The sequence below is a fragment of the Mycolicibacterium sp. XJ662 genome, assembly GCF_053484035.1.
Map to the genome: position 1 here is coordinate 44,676 of NZ_JBEFTL010000012.1, position 20,012 is coordinate 64,687.

A 20,012-nucleotide genomic window follows, 5' to 3' on the forward strand; every position below is an offset into this window, starting at 1 on the left:
GCCCTACTGGGCGGGCTTGCGGAACCGCTGGATCCCCCACGCGAGGTGGCCGTCGTCGGCGGCCTGCACCCAGTTGCGCAGGCCGACCACCATCTTGTCGAGGTAGGCCTTCGACGACTGCTGTTCGAGCTCGCCGCGGCGGGCCTCGAGTTCGGAATGCACCCGGTCGTAGTGGGTCCGCAGGTTGTGCACCAGGTCGATCTGCTCGACCACCTCGAACCCGAGCGCCAGCGCGGCCTGCTCGTAAAACCGCATGGATCCCAGGTCGGGCAGGTTGAGCCGGTCGTAGACCGGCTGCAGAACGCCGTCGGGCACATCGTCGGCCTGCATCGGATCGGTGAAGATCATCTCGCCGCCGGGTTTGAGCACCCGGAACGCCTCGCTGAGCACTTTGCGGCGGTCCGACGCGTGCAGGATCGCGTCCTGGGACCACACCACGTCGAACGTGTTGTCCGGTGCGGGGATGTCGTCGAAGCTGCCGTGCACGACGTGGATGCGGTCGGCGAGTCCGGCGGCCACGTTCTTGGCGCGGTTGGCGTCGTTCTGAGTTTCGGAGATGTTCAGACACGTCACCGTGCAACCGGTCGTGGCGACCAGGCGACGTGCCGAACCGCCGTAACCGGAGCCCAGATCGAGCACGTTGCTGCCGGGTTCCAGCCGCGGCAGCCGCTCGATCATCCGGTCGACGGTCTCGACGCTGGCCGCCCGGATATCGCGGGTGGTCTCGTAACAGCCGACGTGGATGTCTTCGCCACCCCAGATCATCGAGTAGAACGCGTCGGCGTCGTCGCTGTCGTAGTAGGCCTCGGCATCCGCGCGGGTGGTCACCGTCGCGTCTTCGGCCACCGACTTCTCGGCGATGTGGATGAAGAAGTCGGGCTCGTTCTCCTGGTAGGTCTCCTGGAAGTCGCCGTAGGTGCGGACCCGTTCGAACCCGGCCTCGCGCATCAGGCGCCGAACGTAGTTCTTGCGCAACGGGTACATGTTGAGCGTGTACTTGGAGCCGTCCGGGAACTCGTAGGTGAAGCGGGCCAACCCGTCGTCGATGTGCTCGGGTTCGGCCGACACCTGATCACCGCAGTAGTAGTACTTGTGTTTGGACGAGAAGCCGTTGTCGAGCATTTCGTCGTAGTTGCGCTGGTCCAGGATCAGGATCCCGTCGTGGCGCAGCGCAGCGTAGAACTCGGCCAGCGCGCGGCGCCGGTCCTGCTCGTCGTGCAGGTGGGTGAACGAGTTACCGAGGCAGATGATCGCGTCGTACTTGCCCTGGATGCCGCGGTTCAACTGCCGCCAATCGGCCTGCACGGTCTTGAGGATCAGCCCGCGGCGTTGGCCGTTCTCGAACGCTTTGGCCAGCATCGCCGCCGAACCGTCGGCGCTGGTGACGTCGAAGCCCGCCTTCGTGAGACGCACGGAATGAAATCCGGTGCCGGTCGCCACGTCGAGCACAGTCTGCTTATTGCGCGCCCGCAGTACGTCGATGAAGAACTGTCCCTCGGACTGGGCACGCGCCTCCCAGTCGATCAGCTCGTCCCACTTCTCGACGAAGCTCATCACGTATTCGCCTCGGTACAGATCGGTTTCGCGATCGGCTAGCGGGTCGTCGCCGTAACTCTGTTCGCGCAAAACCAATTCCGCGTTGTCTTGAAGGCCAGGTGGCCGGGACACTTCAACCTCCTCCTGTCGTCGTGCTCCCAACGTCGACACGCGAAAGAGCACTGGTCACGCGGGCGGAAAACACTGCGGTGGGACCAAGAATCGTGCGGAGGGCGAGCTGGCCGCACCGGCCAACGCTCGAATCATCCTCGCTTTTCACCGCTTAACCAGCCTAACGGTTGCCGATAACGCAGGTCACAGCGGGTCAGCGGCAAGTTCATCTTCGGTCGAGATCGCCTGTGCCACAGGAGGAGCCACTTCTGCCGAATGGTGGCGGCGATGCGCGCGGAGTTCGTACACCAAACCGGCGATGCCGACGCTGGCGGTGCACGCCGACACCAACACCAGCAGCGGGTTGACGTTGCCGGTGAGCGCGTCGCCGAGGATGACCACGGCCGCGGTGCCGGGGAGCAGTCCGACCAAGGTCGCCAGGGTGTAGGGCAGCGCCCGCACCGCAGAGGCGCCCGCGGCGTAGTTCAGCACCGAGAACGGCACGGCGGGGATCAACCGCATAGACACCACGGTCGGCCAACCCCGTTGGCGAAGCCGCGCGTCCAGCAAGTCGATGCGCGGATGGCGCACCACGCGCGCCAGCTGCCAGCCGACGGCGCGGACCAACAGCAACGCGATCAGGGCGCTGACGGTGGCCGCCACCACCGCCAGCGGGATGCCGAGCGCCGGGCCGAAGAGCAATCCCGCGGCCAACGTGAAGGCCGTGCGCGGAAACGGGAAGACCGTCGCCACGATGTGCGCGCCCAGAAACGCCAGCGGGAACCACGGCCCGACCGAGGTGGCCCAGTCACGCAGTTGAATCGCGGTCGGCAGGGGCACGAGCAGCGCGAATGCGATGAGGATCACAATCGCGGCGACGATCGTGACGACGCGTCGCCGGGGCACGCCGGTAGCCGTGACGATCACCGCCGCGCGGACCGCGCGCAGGGTGCTGACGACGGTGTTCACGCCTACTAAGAGTACGGAACCCCGCCCGGTATCGGCGCTCGGCGGCGCGGGGAGTCGCCTGCCCGGCGAACAACGGCTCCGGGGTGATCAATTAGCCTGATGGCGTGCAGAAATCCACTGCGATCGAAGCCGATGTCCAGCGTTGGCGCTCGGCGGTGGCCGGGGTGTTGGCGAAGAGCACCAAGCGGGACCCCGCCGATCTGCCCGCCGAACCCGAACGGCTGCTCGACTCGCCGACCTACGAGGGCTTCCCGATCCGCCCGTTGTACACCAGCCTCGACGCCGTCGCCGAGCATCCGCTGCCCGGCCAGTGGCCCTACGTTCGCGGCGGCGACGCGCTGCGCGACGTCAAGGCGGGCTGGAAGGTCGCCGAGGCCTTCCCAACCAACGGCTCGACCGCGGCCGGTGAGCAGAACGGCGCCCTGCTGCTCGCGCTGACCGAAGGTGTCAGCAGCCTGGTACTCACGATCGGCGGACCCGACGGGGTGCCCGCGGCCGAACTGGACCGGCTGCTCGACGGCGTATTCCTCGACCTGGTCCCGGTGGTGCTGGACGCGGGAAGCGACTACGTCGCCGCCGCCGACGCAGTTCTGGCCCTGTTGGCCGATTTCGACGACGACCAACGCGCGCGGTTGTCGCTGGACCTGGGCGCCGATCCGCTGACCGCCGCGGTCAGCGGCAGATCCGCGCCCGACATCGCCGACGTCGTGCAGACCGCGACCAAGGTCACCGGCCATCACGGACACGTGCGGGCCATCACGGTCGACGGCCCGGCGTTCCACAACATCGGCGCCAACGCATCGTGGGAGCTGGCGGGCAGCATCGCGGCGGCGGTGACGTATCTGCGGCTGCTTGGCGACGGTGGCGTCGGCGGGGTCGATGCGCTGCGTCAGATCAGCTTCCGGCTGGCCGCCGACGATGACCAGTTCATGACGATCGCGAAGATGCGTGCGGCGCGGCTGCTGTGGGCGCGGGTGGCTGAGGTCATCGGCGGGGCCGAAGCGGGGGCAGCGACGCTGCACGCGGTGACGTCGTTGCCGATGATGGCCAAACGCGATCCGTGGGTGAACATGTTGCGCACCACGCTGGCCGCCTTCTCTGCGGGCGTCGGCGGCGCAGACACCGTGCAGGTGCATCCGTTCGACGTCGCGATCGTCGGCGGATTTCCCGGCACCGCAGCCAGTTTCGCGCGCCGCATCGCCAGAAACACGCAGCTGCTGCTGATCGAGGAGTCCCATGTCGGCCGGGTGCTCGACCCGGCGGGGGGCTCCTGGCACGTCGAAGACCTCACCGAGCGACTGGCCGAGCAGGCGTGGAAACAGTTTCAGGACATCGAATCCCGCGGCGGTTTCCAGACGGCTCGCGACTACGTCGTCGAACAGATCACCGAGGTGGCCGAGCGGCGCGCGGCCGACATCGCCCACCGCCGGACCGCGATCACCGGTGTCAACGAATATCCGAACCTCGGTGAACCGCCGCTGCCGCCGGGGGAGTCGCTGCCCGGCGTGGCCCGCTACGCGGCGGGATTCGAAGCGCTGCGGGACCGCAGCGACGCGTTCCTGGAGCGCACCGGCGCCAGGCCGGCGGTCCGGTTGCTGCCGCTGGGTCCGCTTGCCGAACACAACATCCGGGCGACGTTCGCGACGAACCTGTTGGCCTCCGGCGGTATCGAGGCCGTGACCGACGCAGACGGGGCGGACCCGGTGAAGGTGGCAGTGATCTGCGGCACCGACGCCCGCTATGCGACCGAGGCGTCGGCCGCCGTCGATGCCTCGCGTCGCTCGGGTGTCGAGCACGTGCTGCTGGCCGGACCGGAACAGGCGGTCGCCGAGGCCGATTCGAAACCGGACGGCTACCTGACGGTCAAGATCGACGCGGTCAGCGTGTTGTCGGACCTGCTCACCAGATTGGGGGCCTGAGATGACTGTCAACGATGTCGCCGGGACGGATATCGCAAGCTTCGCCGACGTGCCGTTGCGCGGCGAGCAGACGCCGGCGCCGCCGACACCGGCCGACGTCGCAGCCCATGTCGAAGCCGCCGCCGCTGCCCACGGCTATGCCGCGGAGCAACTGACCTGGGGAACCCCGGAGGGCGTCGACGTCAAACCGGTCTACGTCGGCGCCGACCGGGAGGCCGCCGTCGCGGCCGGCTACCCGCTGGACACCTTCCCGGGGGAACCGCCCTACATCCGCGGGCCGTATCCGACCATGTACGTCAACCAGCCCTGGACCATCCGTCAGTACGCCGGGTTCTCCACCGCCGCGGAATCCAACGCGTTCTACCGGCGCAACCTGGCCGCCGGCCAGAAGGGTTTGTCGGTGGCGTTCGACCTGGCCACTCACCGCGGCTACGACAGCGACCATCCGCGGGTGCAGGGCGACGTCGGAATGGCCGGCGTGGCAATCGATTCGATCCTGGACATGCGGCAGCTTTTCGACGGCATCGACCTGTCGACGGTGTCGGTGTCGATGACGATGAACGGCGCGGTGCTGCCCATCCTGGCGCTGTATGTGGTGGCCGCCGAGGAGCAGGGTGTGCCGCCGGAGAAACTGGCGGGGACCATCCAGAACGACATCCTCAAGGAGTTCATGGTCCGCAACACCTATATCTATCCGCCGAAGGCGTCGATGCGGATCATCTCCGACATCTTCGGCTACACCAGCGCGAAGATGCCGAAGTTCAACTCGATATCGATCTCGGGCTACCACATCCAAGAGGCCGGTGCCACAGCGGATTTGGAGCTGGCCTACACGCTGGCCGACGGAGTCGAGTACATCAAGGCAGGGCTGGACGCCGGGCTGGACATCGACAAGTTCGCGCCGCGGCTGTCGTTCTTCTGGGGCATCGGGATGAACTTCTTCATGGAGGTGGCCAAGCTGCGCGCCGGGCGGATGCTGTGGAGTGAGCTCGTCGCGCAGTTCGAACCCAAGAACCCCAAATCGCTGTCGCTGCGCACCCACTCGCAGACGTCGGGCTGGTCGTTGACCGCGCAGGATCCGTTCAACAACGTCGCGCGCACCTGCATCGAGGCGATGGCGGCCACCCAGGGCCACACCCAGTCGCTGCACACCAACGCGCTCGACGAGGCGCTGGCGTTGCCGACCGATTTCTCGGCCCGCATCGCCCGCAACACCCAGCTGCTGTTGGCGCAGGAGTCCGGCACCACCCGCCCGATCGACCCGTGGGGCGGCTCCTACTACGTCGAGTCGCTGACCCGGGCGCTGGTGGAGAAGGTCCGCGAGCACATCCACGAGGTCGACGAGCACGGCGGCATGGCGCAGGCGATCAGCGACGGCATCCCCAAGCTGCGCATCGAGGAGGCCGCCGCACGCACCCAGGCCCGCATCGACTCCGGGGCGCAGCCGGTGATCGGCGTCAACAAGTACCAGGTCGACGAGGACCACGAGATCGAGGTGCTCAAGGTCGAGAACAGCAGGGTCCGCGCCGAGCAGCTGGCCAAGCTGGAGCAGCTGCGCGCCGACCGCGATCAGGGCGCCGTCGACGCCGCGCTGCAAGCCTTGAGCCGGGCCGCCGAATCGGACGGCAACCTGCTCGAGTTGGCCGTCGACGCAGCCCGCGCGAAAGCCACCGTCGGCGAGATTTCCGACGCGCTGGAGAAGGTTTGGGGCCGCCATCAGGCCGAGATCCGTACCATCGCCGGGGTCTACCGCGACGAAGTCGGAAAGGTCAGCAACATCTCAAGCGCGAGCGAGTTGGTGCAGGAGTTCGCCGAGGCCGACGGCCGTCGGCCACGCATCCTGGTGGCCAAGATGGGGCAGGACGGCCACGACCGCGGGCAGAAGGTCATCGCCACCGCGTTCGCCGACATCGGCTTCGACGTCGACGTCGGCTCGCTGTTCTCCACCCCCGACGAGGTGGCCCGGCAAGCCGCCGACAACGACGTGCACGTCGTCGGGGTCTCCTCGCTGGCCGCGGGGCACCTCACGCTGGTGCCCGCGCTGCGCGAGGCGCTGGCCGAGGTCGGCAGGCCCGACATCATGGTCGTGGTCGGCGGCGTCATTCCGCCCGGTGACTTCGACGAGCTCTACGCCGCCGGGGCCACGGCGATCTTCCCGCCGGGCACTGTGATCGCCGACGCCGCGGTCGGTCTGCTCAAGAAGCTGGCCGAGCGGTTGGGATACCAGCTGAGCTAAATGGTCGCCACCAAGCTTGCGTCGGGCATTTCGCAGGGCGACCGCGCCGCGCTGGCCAAGGCGATCACGCTGGTCGAATCCACCCGGCCCGACCACCGTGAACAGGCCCAGCAGCTGCTGCTCGAGCTGACCCCGAACGCCGGTGACGCCATGCGCGTCGGGATCACCGGGGTGCCCGGCGTCGGCAAGTCGACGACGATCGAGGCGCTGGGCATGTACCTCATCGAGCAGGGTCATCGCGTCGCGGTGCTGGCAGTCGACCCGTCGTCCACCCGCACCGGCGGATCGATTCTCGGCGACAAAACCCGGATGGCGCGGCTGGCAGTGCACCCCGACGCCTACATCCGCCCGTCGCCGACGTCGGGCACGCTGGGTGGGGTCGCCAAGGCGACCCGGGAGACCATCGTGCTGCTGGAGGCCGCCGGCTTCGACGTCATCCTGGTCGAGACCGTCGGCGTCGGACAGTCCGAGGTGACGGTCGCCGACATGGTGGACACGTTCGTGTTCCTGACCCTGGCGCGCACCGGGGATCAGTTGCAGGGCATCAAAAAGGGTGTCCTCGAACTGGCTGACGTCGTCGTGGTGAACAAGGCCGACGGCGAGCATGCGGTGGAGGCCAGAAAGGCCGCCCGCGAGTTGTCCCAGGCGATCCGGCTGATCTATCCGCGCGAGACGCTGTGGCGCCCGCCCGTGCTGACGATGAGCGCGCTGGAAGGTGTCGGCCTGGCCGAGGTGTGGGACACCGTGCTCAAACACCGTCAGGTGCTCACCGAGGCGGGGGAGTTCGAGGTGCGCCGCCGCGACCAGCAGGTCAACTGGACGTGGTCGATGGTGCGCGACGCGGTGCTGGACCGTGTGCTGTCACATTCGGCAGTAAAGGAGATCCGCGCCGAAGTCGAGCGCCAGGTCAGATCCGGCGAGTTGACCCCTGCCCTTGCTGCACAACGGCTTCTCGATGCGGCTGAACTCGGCTGACCTAACAAATGGGTAACGGCTGGTTTATTTGCCGGGCTAACAGGTAAATTAGATTCATTGTGGCGTACGTCAATAATGGGGAGCGCAGCGTCGCACTCCCGCACGGTGTCCAGGGCGCGGCCGACGCGAACTTCGCGTGTTCTCTGCGCGCGTTCTCCCAGCTGTTCCCGGGGCGCCGATTCGGCGGCGGCGCCTTGGCGGTCTACCTGCACGGCGAACCGGTCGTCGACGTGTGGACCGGTTACTGCGACCGGCGCGGCACCGAGTACTGGACCGCCGACACCGGCGCCATGGTCTTCTCGGTCACCAAAGGCATGGCGTCGACCGTCATCCACCGACTGGCCGACCGCGGGCTGATCGACTACGACCGGCCGGTGGTCAAGTACTGGCCGGAGTTCGGCGCCAACGGCAAGGAAGCGATCACCGTGCGCGAGGTGATGCAGCACCGCGCCGGGCTGTCGCACCTCAACGGCTGCACCAAGGCCGAGTTGCTCGACCACCAGGCGATGGAGAAGCGGGTCGCGGCCGCGCCGGTGAACCGGCTGCTGTACGGGCATCAGGCGTATCACGCGCTGACGTACGGCTGGCTGATGTCGGGACTGGGACGCGCCGTCACCGGCAAGGGGATGCGCGATCTGATACGCGAAGAACTCGCCGAGCCGCTCAACACCGACGGGCTGCACCTGGGCCGTCCACCGGCGAAGGCTCCGACCCGTGCCGCGCAGATCCTCGCACCGCAGGGCACGATGGCCAACCCGGTCTTCAACTTCGTCGCGCCGCGCGTGGCCGCGATGGGCATATCGGGCATGTTCGGCTCGATGTACTTCCCGGGCATGAAGGCCGTCGTACAGGGCGACACACCGTTTCTGGACTCCGAGATCCCCGCGGCCAACGGCGTGGCCACCGCCAGGGCGCTGGCCAAGATGTACGGCGCGATCGCCAACGGCGGCCGCATCGAAGACAGCCAGTTCCTCTCCCAGGAGCGCGTTGCGGCGCTGACCGGGAAACCGGTGTACTGGCCGGACCGAAACATCTTCGTACCGCTGAGTTTTCACCTCGGCTACCACTCCGTGCCGTTCCCGCCGGGTTTCCTGCCCGGCTTCGGGCACGCCGGGTTGGCGGGCTCGGTCGGGTGGGCCGACCCGTCAACGGGGCTGTCGTTCGGCTTCGTGCACAACCGGCTGCTCACCAGAATGGTGTTCGACCAGGTCACGTTCGCCGCACTGGGAACGCTGATCCGCCGCGACGCCGCCAAGGCGCGACGACGCGGTTACGAGACGGTGCCCGGGTTCGGCGCGCCGTACTACCCGGCGCTCAAACCGGTCGCGGGTTAGCGGTCAGGAGTTCGCGCTGGTGAACCACTTGGTCTTGTTGCGCCACGACTCCGCGGAGGTGATCGCGAACCCGGCGCCGCAGCCGCACGCGAACACCCACACGAGCACCGAACCGTTGTCCCAGGCCTGCAGCTGAGGAATGAACGCGGTGGCGAGCCGGGCCAGACACGCAGCCACACCAGAGGCCGACGCGACGAGGTAAATGTTGGCGACCTTGCGCGAACGCGGGTCCTGACGGAGCACCATCAGCGCCCGCGCACCGTAGCCCAGCAAGTAAATCAGGGTGGCGCACAGCAGCAGCCAGTACATGTTGAGCCAGAAGTCGGTGGGCACTGTGAAGAAGTCGGGCCGGTAGATCTTGGCGCCGTTGCCGAGCGTGAAGGTCACCAGCAGCAGCGGGATGCACAGCGTTGCGGGTAACTCGACGTACTGCTTGAAGGAGCGCTGCAGGTCATGGTCGTCTTGAAGCCGGCCGAGGGTGTTGTAGACGACCGCGGAGGCGGCCACGATGTAGAGGTCGTGGCCGATGTAGTCCTCGAGATTGTATTTGCCGGTGAGCGAGTGCAGCATGACGCCGACCGTCTCGGACGCCCACGGCGACATCAGCAAAACGGCGCCGCCTTGCAAGGCGATGTTCAGTGTCGCCGCAAACTCCCACCGCGATGACCACGTGACCCGACGAATCCACAAGCTCCACGCGATACAGCAAAGCGTGATCACGATGAGTGTCGCCAGAGCCATTTGGTTCGCCTTAGAGCCGCGGTGTACTCAGCAAAGTATAGGGCTAGAGCGGGGGTGCGTCACTGCGTGGCTTGAGTTCAGAAAGTTTGGGGGGTCGCGACGTACGCGTGGCTTTCGTTTCGCGTACAGCAGTGACGGTGAAAGCGGGGGACTCGACGTAGCTCCACACCTCTTGGCGGCTCATCAAGCCGAAGCGGATTTGCAGGTCCGGATAGCTGAGATCGAACCTTTCAGCCACCCGCCGCAGCTCCTCGGCGTTCGGATAGTCGGATTCCTTGATGCGCCGGTAATACGTGCTGCTCGACGTTCCCAGCGCGTCGTAGATGTCCTTGGCTTCGACCTCTCCGTCAAGGAGATAGTCGAGCAGGGCCTTGAGCTGTCTGCCGTTCTCGTCGGTGCGTGGCACCCCAACACCTTAAACCAATCTCCTGTTCTTGGGCAGTCCCGTCCGCAAACAGGAAATAGTTGCTTTAATTGACACAGCCGTCACAGTTTTGGGAGGGGTCTCCCATATTTGGGACATGTCCGCTATCTTGATGCCCATGGTTGCTCCCTTTCTGGACACGCCCACAAAACAGGTTGGGCGCCCGGTCGGCAATTTTGCTCTAGCAACAGTCAGCATCGCCGACTACGACATCGCCGAAGCTGCGACTACTGACACGTCGGCCGCCATGGCGAAGGTGTCCACCCCGGCGAACGACGAGTTGACCGCCGAACTCGACGGCGCCACCGAATGGCTGGGCCTGGCCCCGGGCGAGATCCTTCTGGCCGCGCTGACCCGCACCATCGCCCGCACCCTGGGCGAGGGCGTCGTCGCGGTCGATGTCGCCAGTGGGCGCGGTCCGCTGCTCGACGCCGTTCCGCTGGTATGCGCGACCTCGCACCAGATGAGCGCCACCGACGTCCTCGCCGGCGTGCACCGCGCGCTGGCGGCAGGGTCCGAAAGCCTCGCGTCGGCGCCCTCGGAGGTGTACTTCAACTTCATCGGCGAGGCGCCGGACGAGGCTCAGCCCGTCCAGGAGACCCCGCCGACGCTCGGCCATCTGCTGGAGGTCCGGATGTACCGTGCCGACGGCGACATCCACATCGACTGGTGGTACGACACCCGCGGGTTCACCGGCCACACGATCACCGAACTGTGCGAGCAGTTCCCGCTGGCCCTCTACGAGATGACCTCGGACGCGCTGCCACCGTTCTGACCATTAAGATCGGGTCATCGGCGTCGAACCGGCCATCACCGGGGAGCCTTCGGAAGAACGGCTGATCCAGCCCAGTAGAACCGAACGGGTGGGCCCGTCATCGCCCGAAGTGAGCGGCGCGCCTATCGGTGCGCAAGCGGGGTGGTACCGCGGCGCTCGCGCACCGCGCGAGGTCGTCCCCGTGCTTGACACAACATCAGGCACAGGAGAGCAGTGACCGCCTATCCGAAGCCGAGCAGCGGAGCGCCGAACTTTCCGGCGTTGGAAACCGACGTGCTGGCCTACTGGGACCGCGACGACACGTTCCGCGCCAGCATCGCCCGTCGTGCCGATGCGCCGGAGTACGTGTTCTACGACGGCCCGCCGTTCGCCAACGGCCTGCCGCACTACGGGCATCTGCTCACCGGCTACGTCAAAGACATCGTGCCGCGCTACCGCACCATGCGCGGTTACAAGGTGGAGCGCCGCTTCGGCTGGGACACCCATGGTCTGCCCGCCGAACTCGAGGTGCAGCGTCAGCTCGGCATCACCGACAAGGCGCAGATCGAAGAGATGGGCATCGAGAAGTTCAACGACGCCTGCCGGGCATCGGTGCTCAAGTACACCGACGAATGGCGGGCGTACGTCACCCGCCAGGCGCGCTGGGTGGACTTCGACAACGACTACAAGACGCTGGACATCGGCTTCATGGAGTCGGTGATCTGGGCGTTCAAACAGCTCTGGGACAAAGGCCTCGCCTACGAAGGCAACCGCGTCCTGCCGTACTGCTGGAACGACGAGACCCCGCTGTCCAGCCACGAGTTGCGGATGGACGACGACGTCTACCAGAGTCGGCAGGATCCGGCGATCACCGTCGGGTTTCGGGTCACCGGCGGGGCGTTCGAGGGCGCGTACCTGCTGATCTGGACCACCACGCCGTGGACGCTGCCGTCCAACCAGGCCGTCGCCGTGCACCCGGACGTCACCTACGCCCACGTGCAGGGACCCGACGGCAGGCGCTACGTGCTGGCGCAGGCGCGGTTGGCGGCCTACGCGCGCGAGCTCGGTGAGGAGCCCGAGGTGCTGGGTACCGTTTCCGGCCGCGACCTGCTGGGCACCGGCTACCTGCCGCCGTTCCCGTACTTCACCGCCGACGCGGGCAACGCGTTTGCGGTGCTGCCCGCCGACTTCGTCAGCACCGAGGACGGCACCGGCATCGTGCACATGTCACCGGCCTACGGGGAGGACGATATGGCCACGGCCAAGGCCGCGGGCATCGTCGCCGTCACACCCGTCGACGCCAAGGGCCGGTTCGACGACACCGTGCCCGACTACGCCGGCCAGCACGTTTTCGACGCCAACCCGCAGATCATCCGCGACCTGAAGGACCAAACCGGCTCCGCCGCGGCCAATGGCGCGGTGCTGCTACGCCACGAGACCTACGACCACTCCTATCCGCACTGCTGGCGGTGTCGCAACCCGTTGATCTACCGCGCGGTGTCGTCGTGGTTCATCAAGGTCACCGACTTCCGCGACCGCATGGTCGAGCTGAACCAGGACATCACCTGGTATCCCGAACACGTCAAGGACGGTCAGTTCGGTAAGTGGCTGGCCGGCGCGCGGGATTGGTCGATCTCGCGAAACCGCTACTGGGGCACGCCGATTCCAGTGTGGAAGTCCGACGATCCGGCATATCCGCGCATCGACGTCTACGGCAGCCTCGACGAGCTTGAGCGTGATTTCGGGGTGCGCCCCGATGACCTGCACCGGCCCTACATCGACGAGCTGACCCGGCCCAATCCCGACGACCCCACCGGCCGCTCGACCATGCGGCGCATCGAGGACGTGCTCGACGTGTGGTTCGACTCCGGATCGATGCCGTTCGCGCAGGTGCACTACCCGTTCGAGAACGCCGACTGGTTCGTCGGACGCGGCACCGAAGAGCCGCACTTCCCGGGCGACTTCATCGTCGAGTACATCGGCCAGACCCGCGGCTGGTTCTACACACTGCATGTGCTGGCCACCGCGCTGTTCGACAAGCCGGCGTTCAAAACCTGTGTGGCACACGGGATCGTGCTCGGCAACGACGGGCAGAAGATGAGCAAGTCGCTGCGCAACTACCCCGACGTCACCGAGGTGTTCGACCGCGACGGTTCCGACGCGATGCGCTGGTTTTTGATGGCGTCGCCGATCCTGCGCGGCGGCAACCTCATCGTCACCGAACAGGGCATCCGCGACGGCGTGCGCCAGGTGCTGCTGCCGCTGTGGAACGCCTACACGTTTTTGTGCCTGTACGCGCCGAAGAAGGGCACCTGGCGCACCGACTCGACGCACGTGCTGGACCGCTACATCCTGGCCAAGCTCGCCGCGTTGCGCGACGATCTCACCGAGGCGCTGGACGTCTGCGACATCTCCGGCGCCTGCGACCAGTTGCGCCAGTTCACCGATGCGCTGACCAATTGGTATGTGCGGCGGTCGCGTTCGCGGTTCTGGGAGGAACACCCCGACGCGATCGACACGCTGCACACCGTGCTGGAGGTCACCGCCCGGTTGGCGGCGCCGCTGCTGCCGTTGACCACGGAGAAGATCTGGCGCGGCGTGACCGACGAGCGGTCGGTGCACCTGACCGACTGGCCGGAAGCCGATCTGCTGCCCGCCGACCCCGACCTGGTCGCGACCATGGACCTGGTTCGTGAGGTGGCCTCTGCGGGGTCGTCGTTGCGCAAGGCCAAGAAGCTACGCGTGCGGCTGCCGCTGCCGAAACTGACTGTGGCGGTGGAAAACCCGCAACGCCTGCAGCCGTTCACCGACCTGATCGCCGACGAGCTCAACGTCAAGGCGGTGGAGCTGACCGACGATATCGCGGCATACGGCCGCTTCGAGCTGACCGTCAACGCGAAGGTGGCCGGGCCGCGCCTCGGCAAGGACGTGCAGGCCGCGATCAAGGCGGTCAAAGCGGGTGAGGCGGTGGCGAATCCCGACGGCACGCTGACGGCGGGTCCGGCGGTGCTTGGGCCCGAGGAGTACAGCTCGCGGCTGGTGGCCGCGGACCCACGGGAGACGAAGCGCAGCGGAGCTCGACCCGAAGACACGCACACCGCGGCGCTGCCCGACGGGGCGGGCCTGGTGGTGCTGGACGCGACCGTGACGCCCGAACTGGAGGCCGAAGGCTGGGCGCGCGACATGATTCGCGAGTTTCAGGAAGCCCGGCGGCGTGGCGGTCTGGATATCGGCGACCGCATCGAATTGGAGTTGACCGTTCGAGAATTTCCCGATGGTTGGCGCGAGGACCTGAAGGACCTCATCGCCAATGAGTTGTTGGCGACCCGCTTCACTATCGAGCCCGATCCGAGTCTGCGGCTGCGCGCACAGGATGAGCATGACGGATGGATAACTGGAACTGTGGGCGACGGCTACCCATTCCGGCTCAGGAGAAGGGCCGAGACCCCGAAAAGGTAGCTCTGCGCCGAGTGTGGGCTAGATAGACGCGTCTCGCGATTTTGCGTGATACAACCCCACACTCGGCCCAAGGCCCGCACATCAGGAGCGAACAACCACCGCGGCGCGCCCGGCGAGCGATACCTCGTCGCCGGCGCTGAGCTTTCGCCCGCGTCGTTGCTCGACCTCGCCGTTGACGCTGACCAGGCCGTTGGCGATGACGGCCTTGGCGTCGGCGCCAGAATCGATCAGCCCGGCGAGCTTGAGGAACTGGCCGAGCCGAATGGTGTCGTCGGTGATCGCGACTTCATCAGTAGCCACCCCGCCAGGATGGCACGACCCCAATAGCATCAGCAGATGTGGACGGTCGCTGGGTGCTGCACCTCGACATGGACGCGTTCTTCGCGTCCGTCGAGCAGCTGACCCGGCCCACCCTGCGCGGGCGTCCCGTGCTGGTGGGCGGGCTCGGCGGGCGGGGCGTCGTCGCGGGTGCAAGCTACGAGTCGCGGGTGTTCGGCGCCCGCTCGGCGATGCCGATGCACCAGGCGCGCCGGCTGGTCGGGATCTCGGCCGTGGTGTTGCCGCCGCGCGGCGTGGTCTACGGGGTCGCGAGCCGCCGCGTGTTCGACACCGTGCGCACAGTCGTGCCTGTGCTGGAACAGCTTTCGTTCGACGAAGCGTTCGGCGAGCCCGCGGAGCTGGCGGGCGCGTCGGGCGACGAGGTGGAGGCGTTCTGTCGGGCACTGAAGGCCAGGGTGTTCGACGAGACCGGGCTGGTGGCCTCCGTCGGCGCGGGCTCCGGCAAGCAGGTCGCCAAGATCGCCTCCGACCTGGCCAAGCCCGACGGCATCCGGGTGGTGCGCCGCAACGAGGAACGCGCGCAGCTCGACCGGTTGCCGGTGCGCCGGCTGTGGGGCATCGGGCCCGTCGCCGAGGAAAAGCTGCATCGGCTCGGCATCGAGACCATCGGGGCGTTCGCCGCGCTGAGCGACGCCGAAGCCGCCAACATCCTCGGCGGCACCGTCGGTCCCGCGCTGCACCGGCTCGCCAGGGGCATCGACGAGCGGCCCGTCGCCGAGAACGCGCCCGCCAAACAGATCAGCGCCGAATCCACCTTCCCCGCCGACCTGATCACGCTGGACCAGCTGCGCGAGGCGGTCGGCACCATCGGCGAACACGCCCACACCCGGTTGCAGAAGGACGGTCGCGGCGCGCGCACGGTCACCGTCAAGCTGCGCAAGTCCGACATGAGCATCCTCACCCGCTCGGCCACCCTGCCGTACGCCACCGTCGACGCCGCCACGTTGATCGCCACCGCGCGGCGGCTGCTTCTGGACCCGGTCGAGATCGGCCCGATCCGCCTTGTCGGCGTTGGCTTTTCGGGGCTGTCCGAAGTGCGCCAGGAGTCACTGTTCCCCGATCTGGACCTTGTCGCAGAAGAGGTGTCCGACACCGAATTGCCGCCGACGTTGACCGAGGTCGCGGCCACCGCGCCGGCGTGGCGCATCGGCGACGACGTGACGCACACCGAGCACGGACACGGCTGGATCCAGGGCGCCGGGCACGGCGTGATGACGGTTCGGTTCGAGACCCGCAGCACCGGGCCCGGTGTCGCGCGCACCTTTCCCGACGACAGCGCCGACATCGCCCGCGCCAACCCGGTGGACAGCCTGGACTGGTCGGACTACCTCGCGGAGTTCAACCGCTACCAGAGCTCGCCGTAGCGGGGGGCCAGCGCGAACCCGTGCGAGTTGTAGGTCTCGCAGCGCACCACGGAGTCGGCTTCGACCGCGCAGGTGGCGCCCCAGTTCTCCAGCCGGTGTCCCACCGGAAGGACGTCGACGTCGCGGGTGAACGTCGCGTCCTCGGAGTGGCGGTACTGCGCGGGGGCCCAGCTGTTGACGACGGTCTGGTTGACCCCCGGCGGCGCGTCGTCGGGAACGGCGTCGCAGCCCACCGGACCGCCGTTGGGTCCGATCCCACAGAAGCGGCCGTCGGGTGTCTTGAAGAAGACGAAATAGAAGTCGTGGGGCGTGCTGTAGCGGCCCTGGGCCAGCGGATAGTCGCGGATGTCCTTGACGTTGGGGTCGGGCGCGGGCTCGGCGACCGCGACCGGTGCCGCGGCGACGGCCAAGCCGACGAGCCCCGCGGTGAGGGCGGCGCGAAGAACGGTCACCGTTCCTCTCTATCAGCCCCAGCGGGCGAAGGTGTCGGCGACGGGGCGATCGGCGCCCAGCGTCGCCATCAGCAGCACCCGGGCCTGCGGCGAGCGCAGCCGCGGCACCACGACGGCGCCCGCGTCGACCAGTTCGGCGCCCGGTCCGTAGCTGGCGGTCACCCGTCCGCCGGGGACCCGGGTGGTCACCGCCACCGCGACCCCCGCCGCGCAGTGCCGGCGCACCCCGTCGATCAGCGCCTGCCCGGCATTGCCCGCGCCCAGCGCCTCCACCACGATGCCCCGGGCTCCCGCGGCCACACACGCGTCCAGCGCGGCCGTGTCCGCTCCGGGATACGCGGCGACGATGTCGACCCGCGGCGCCGCCGCTGCCTTCTGCTCGCCGAGGTACGGTCGCTCCTTCCGGGCGTGCAGCGTGACGTCACCGTCGGCGACGCTGCCCAGTGCCCGGCCGGTGAAACACTGCAGGTCGTCGGTTGTCTCTTTGTGCATCGCCAGCGGCTGCCAGACGGTGTTCGCGAAGCTCACCGCGACGCCAAGACCGCGGGCCGTCGGGCTGGCGGCCAACGTCAGCGCGTTGCGCAGGTTGGCCGGTCCGTCGGCGTCGGCGGCGTCGGCGCTGCGTTGCGCGCCGGTGAGCACGATCGGCACCGGGCCGTCGTAGGTGAGCTCCAACCACAGGGCCGTCTCCTCCATGGTGTCGGTGCCGTGGGTGACCACCACACCGGCCGCGTCGCCGGGCAGGGCCGTACGGATCCGGTCCCAGTCGGCCGGGGTCAGCTGCGAGCTGTCGACGGCCATCAGGTCGACGACCTGGACGTCGAGGCCCGAGGTCAGGTCCGCGCCGCTGCGCGCCGGGCGCTTGATGCCGTCATCGCCTGCGGCGGCGGCGATGGTGCCACCCGTGGTGACGACGACGAGGTGAGCCATGGGCCGAATTCTTCCTCATCGAATCTTTGGAATGATGGAGGTGTGACTGATGAAGCCCGGCCCGTGACCGACGAGGGCGAGCACGCCGCCGTGCCCGACGACGCGGCGCCGCAGCCTGCGCCGAAGCGCCGGCTGCGCATGCTGCTCGCCGTCGCCGCGGTGGTGTTGGCGGCCGACATCGTCACGAAGGTGCTCGCGGTGAAACTTCTGACGCCCGGTCAGCCGGTGTCGATCATCGGCGACACCGTCACCTGGACCCTGGTGCGCAACTCCGGGGCGGCGTTCTCGATGGCGACCGGGTACACGTGGGTGCTGACGTTGATCGCGACGGGCGTGGTGATCGGCATCATCTGGATGGGCCGCAGGCTGGTGTCGCCGTGGTGGGCCGTCGGGCTCGGCATGATCCTCGGCGGCGCGATGGGCAATCTGGTCGACCGGTTCTTCCGCTCGCCGGGTCCGCTGCACGGCCACGTCGTCGATTTCTTGTCCATCGGCTGGTGGCCGGTGTTCAACGTGGCCGACCCCTCGGTGGTCGGCGGGGCCATCCTGCTGGTGGTGCTGTCGCTGTTCGGGTTCGATTTCGACACGGTCGGTAGGCGTAGCGCCGGCGACGACGGCGGCTGATGGCCAGCCGCTCGATGCCGGTCCCCGACGGGCTGGCGGGGATGCGCGTGGACGCCGGGTTGGCGCGGCTGCTCGGGTTGTCGCGGACCGCGGTTGCCGCCATGGCCGACGACGGCGGCATCAACCTGGACGGTTCGCGGGTCGGTAAGTCCGACAAGCTCACGGCCGGGGCGTGGCTGGACGTGCAGCTGCCGGAAGCCCCTGCGCCGGTTGAGAATACGCCCGTCGAGATCGAGGGCATGGCGGTCCTGTACTCCGACGCCGACATCGTGGCGGTCGACAAGCCGCCCGGCGTTGCCGCGCACGCCACCGTCGGGTGGAGCGGGCCGACGGTGCTGGGCGGGCTGGCCGCCGCCGGGTTTCGGATCAGCACGTCGGGCATCCATGAACGCCAGGGCATCGTGCACCGCCTCGACGTCGGCACCTCGGGCGTCATGGTGGTGGCGCTGTCCGAGCGTGCCTACACCGTGCTGAAGCGGGCGTTCAAACAACGCACCGTCGAGAAGCGCTATCACGCACTGGTGCAAGGACATCCGGATCCGTCGAGTGGAACCATCGACGCGCCGATCGGGCGCCACCGGGGCCACGACTGGAAGTTCGCGGTCACCGAGCACGGCAGGCACAGCATCACCCACTACGACACCCTGGAGGCCCACCAGGCCGCGAGCCTGCTCGACATCGAGCTGGAAACCGGGCGCACGCACCAGATCCGCGTGCACTTCGCCGCGCTGCACCACCCGTGCGTCGGGGACCTCACCTACGGCGCGGACCCCACCCTGGCGAAACGGCTTGACCTGACCCGCCAGTGGTTGCACGCCAGGTCGTTGGCCTTCGCGCATCCGGCCGACGGGCGGCGCGTGGAGATCACCAGCCCATACCCGGCCGATCTGCAGCACGCACTGGACGTGCTGCGCAATCACGCACTGTGACCCAGACCCGTCGATCCGGGTTGCTGTTCGGGGTCGGCGCCTACGTCTGGTGGGGTTTGTGCCCGGGTTTCTTCCTGCTGCTGCTGCCGGCCACCGCGACCGAGATACTGGCGCACCGCTTCGTGTGGAGCGCCGTGTTCCTGCTGGCGATCCTGGCGGTCGCGCACCGGATCGGGGATCTGCGTCGGCTCAGCAGGCGGGCCTGGCTGCAACTGCTGGCCGCCTCGGCGTTCATCGCGATCAACTGGGGCACCTACATCTGGGCCGTCACCAACGGACACGTGGTCGACGCCGCGCTCGGCTACTTCATCAACCCGTTGATCAGCGTGGCGCTGGGAGTGGTGATCTTCCGGGAGCGGCTGGGCCGGTGGCAGCTGGTGGCGCTGGCGCTGGCGGTCGTCGCGGTGGGCATCCTGACCGTCGAGGTGGGCGAGCCGCCGTACCTCGCGCTGGTGCTCGCCGTGTCGTTCGGTCTCTACGGGCTGATCAAGAAGGTGGTCGATGCCGACCCTCGGGTGAGCGTGACCGTCGAAACGCTGTGGGCGCTACCCGCGGCGATCGGCTACCTGCTGTGGCTGCAGGCCGTCGGGCAGGCGCACTTCGTCAACCACGGACCCGACCAGGCCGCGCTGCTGTTGCTGGCCGGACCGGTGACGGCAATCCCGTTGCTGCTCTTCGCCGCTGCGGCGCAGCGTTTGCCGCTTGTGACGCTGGGCGTGCTGTTCTACCTGAACCCGGCCCTGCAGATGGCCTGGGGCGTGGTCGTCGGCGGTGAGCCGATGCCGCCGGCGCGCTGGCTGGGCTTCGCGTTGATCTGGCTGGCGCTGCTGGTGTTCAGCGTCGACGCCGTGCGGCGCGCGCGAGTCGATCGGCGCGCGTTGGCGCTGGCCGCTGACAGCTAACTTCGTGTCCCTCG

Annotated in this window: 17 protein-coding genes; 10 read left to right on the forward strand and 7 right to left on the reverse strand. The window is 67.9% G+C overall.

All coding sequences use genetic code 11. The features are described 5' to 3' along the window. Positions 1-3: 3 nt before the first annotated feature. On the reverse strand, positions 4-1,668 hold the full coding sequence (locus ABQE93_RS23740) for a glycine/sarcosine N-methyltransferase (protein ID WP_448410973.1): 1,665 nt from the start codon (positions 1,666-1,668) through the stop codon (positions 4-6). 183 nt (positions 1,669-1,851) lie between these two features. Beyond that, positions 1,852-2,616 (reverse strand): TVP38/TMEM64 family protein, encoded by a 765-nt coding sequence (locus ABQE93_RS23745; RefSeq protein WP_448410972.1) that lies wholly within the window; start codon positions 2,614-2,616, stop codon positions 1,852-1,854. A 104-nt stretch (positions 2,617-2,720) separates the two neighbouring features. On the opposite strand from ABQE93_RS23745, the gene mutA reads away from it, so the two are divergent. From mutA to lipL, 4 genes are read left to right on the forward strand one after another with little or no spacing between them, the layout of a single operon-like run. Then, positions 2,721-4,535 (forward strand): methylmalonyl-CoA mutase small subunit, encoded by a 1,815-nt coding sequence (gene mutA / locus ABQE93_RS23750; protein WP_448410971.1) that lies wholly within the window; start codon positions 2,721-2,723, stop codon positions 4,533-4,535. 1 nt (position 4,536) lies between these two features. Beyond that, positions 4,537-6,771 (forward strand): methylmalonyl-CoA mutase, encoded by a 2,235-nt coding sequence (gene scpA, locus ABQE93_RS23755; RefSeq protein ID WP_448410970.1) that lies wholly within the window; start codon positions 4,537-4,539, stop codon positions 6,769-6,771. After that, the gene (meaB, locus tag ABQE93_RS23760; protein ID WP_448410969.1) at positions 6,772-7,746 is read left to right on the forward strand and encodes a methylmalonyl Co-A mutase-associated GTPase MeaB; all 975 of its coding nucleotides are present in this window, start codon (positions 6,772-6,774) and stop codon (positions 7,744-7,746) included. Positions 7,747-7,805: 59 nt separating this feature from the next. Beyond that, positions 7,806-9,080 (forward strand): esterase/beta-lactamase LipL, encoded by a 1,275-nt coding sequence (gene lipL / locus ABQE93_RS23765; RefSeq protein WP_448410968.1) that lies wholly within the window; start codon positions 7,806-7,808, stop codon positions 9,078-9,080. Positions 9,081-9,083: 3 nt separating this feature from the next. Here the strand turns inward: lipL and ABQE93_RS23770 are convergent, their stop codons facing one another. After that, a complete protein-coding gene (locus ABQE93_RS23770) occupies positions 9,084-9,821 on the reverse strand; it encodes a hypothetical protein (protein WP_448410967.1) in 738 nt (245 codons plus the stop codon). A gap of 43 nt (positions 9,822-9,864) precedes the next feature. Next, entirely contained in the window at positions 9,865-10,227 is a 363-nt protein-coding gene (locus ABQE93_RS23775; protein WP_448410966.1) for an XRE family transcriptional regulator, read from the reverse strand. 136 nt (positions 10,228-10,363) lie between these two features. Here ABQE93_RS23775 and ABQE93_RS23780 point away from each other — a divergent pair, with 136 nt between their 5' ends. Together ABQE93_RS23780 and ileS are read left to right on the forward strand one after the other, a co-directional pair. Next, on the forward strand, positions 10,364-11,020 hold the full coding sequence (locus ABQE93_RS23780) for a hypothetical protein (RefSeq protein ID WP_448410965.1): 657 nt from the start codon (positions 10,364-10,366) through the stop codon (positions 11,018-11,020). Positions 11,021-11,233: 213 nt separating this feature from the next. Next, positions 11,234-14,458, forward strand: a complete 3,225-nt coding sequence (ileS, locus tag ABQE93_RS23785; protein ID WP_448410964.1) for an isoleucine--tRNA ligase — start codon at positions 11,234-11,236, stop codon at positions 14,456-14,458. Between the two features lie 81 nt (positions 14,459-14,539). Here ileS and ABQE93_RS23790 read toward each other — a convergent pair whose 3' ends face one another. Beyond that, positions 14,540-14,758 carry an RNA-binding S4 domain-containing protein gene (locus tag ABQE93_RS23790; protein WP_448410963.1) on the reverse strand — a complete coding sequence of 73 codons (219 nt, stop codon included), beginning with the start codon at positions 14,756-14,758 and terminating at the stop codon, positions 14,540-14,542. Positions 14,759-14,796: 38 nt separating this feature from the next. Between ABQE93_RS23790 and ABQE93_RS23795 the strand changes: the two genes are divergently transcribed. Continuing rightward, positions 14,797-16,161 carry a DNA polymerase IV gene (locus ABQE93_RS23795; RefSeq protein ID WP_448410962.1) on the forward strand — a complete coding sequence of 455 codons (1,365 nt, stop codon included), beginning with the start codon at positions 14,797-14,799 and terminating at the stop codon, positions 16,159-16,161. Here ABQE93_RS23795 and ABQE93_RS23800 read toward each other — a convergent pair. Together ABQE93_RS23800 and ABQE93_RS23805 are read right to left on the reverse strand one after the other, a co-directional pair. Further along, a complete protein-coding gene (locus tag ABQE93_RS23800) occupies positions 16,143-16,613 on the reverse strand; it encodes a hypothetical protein (RefSeq protein WP_448410961.1) in 471 nt (156 codons plus the stop codon). The two genes, ABQE93_RS23795 and ABQE93_RS23800, sit on opposite strands and share 19 nt — an antisense overlap. A gap of 12 nt (positions 16,614-16,625) precedes the next feature. Next, positions 16,626-17,543 carry an asparaginase gene (locus tag ABQE93_RS23805; RefSeq protein WP_448410960.1) on the reverse strand — a complete coding sequence of 306 codons (918 nt, stop codon included), beginning with the start codon at positions 17,541-17,543 and terminating at the stop codon, positions 16,626-16,628. Between the two features lie 63 nt (positions 17,544-17,606). Here ABQE93_RS23805 and lspA point away from each other — a divergent pair, with 63 nt between their 5' ends. From lspA to rarD, 3 genes are read left to right on the forward strand one after another with little or no spacing between them, the layout of a single operon-like run. Continuing rightward, positions 17,607-18,167, forward strand: coding sequence for a signal peptidase II (lspA, locus tag ABQE93_RS23810; RefSeq protein ID WP_448411046.1), 561 nt, complete (start codon positions 17,607-17,609; stop codon positions 18,165-18,167). Continuing rightward, complete coding sequence (locus ABQE93_RS23815; protein WP_448410959.1) at positions 18,167-19,096, forward strand: RluA family pseudouridine synthase; 930 nt, start codon at positions 18,167-18,169, stop codon at positions 19,094-19,096. Before lspA ends, ABQE93_RS23815 begins: the two co-directional genes overlap by 1 nt. Further along, positions 19,093-19,998 (forward strand): EamA family transporter RarD, encoded by a 906-nt coding sequence (gene rarD, locus ABQE93_RS23820; RefSeq protein WP_448410958.1) that lies wholly within the window; start codon positions 19,093-19,095, stop codon positions 19,996-19,998. The genes ABQE93_RS23815 and rarD overlap by 4 nt, the downstream gene beginning before the upstream one ends. Positions 19,999-20,012 lie beyond the last annotated feature (14 nt).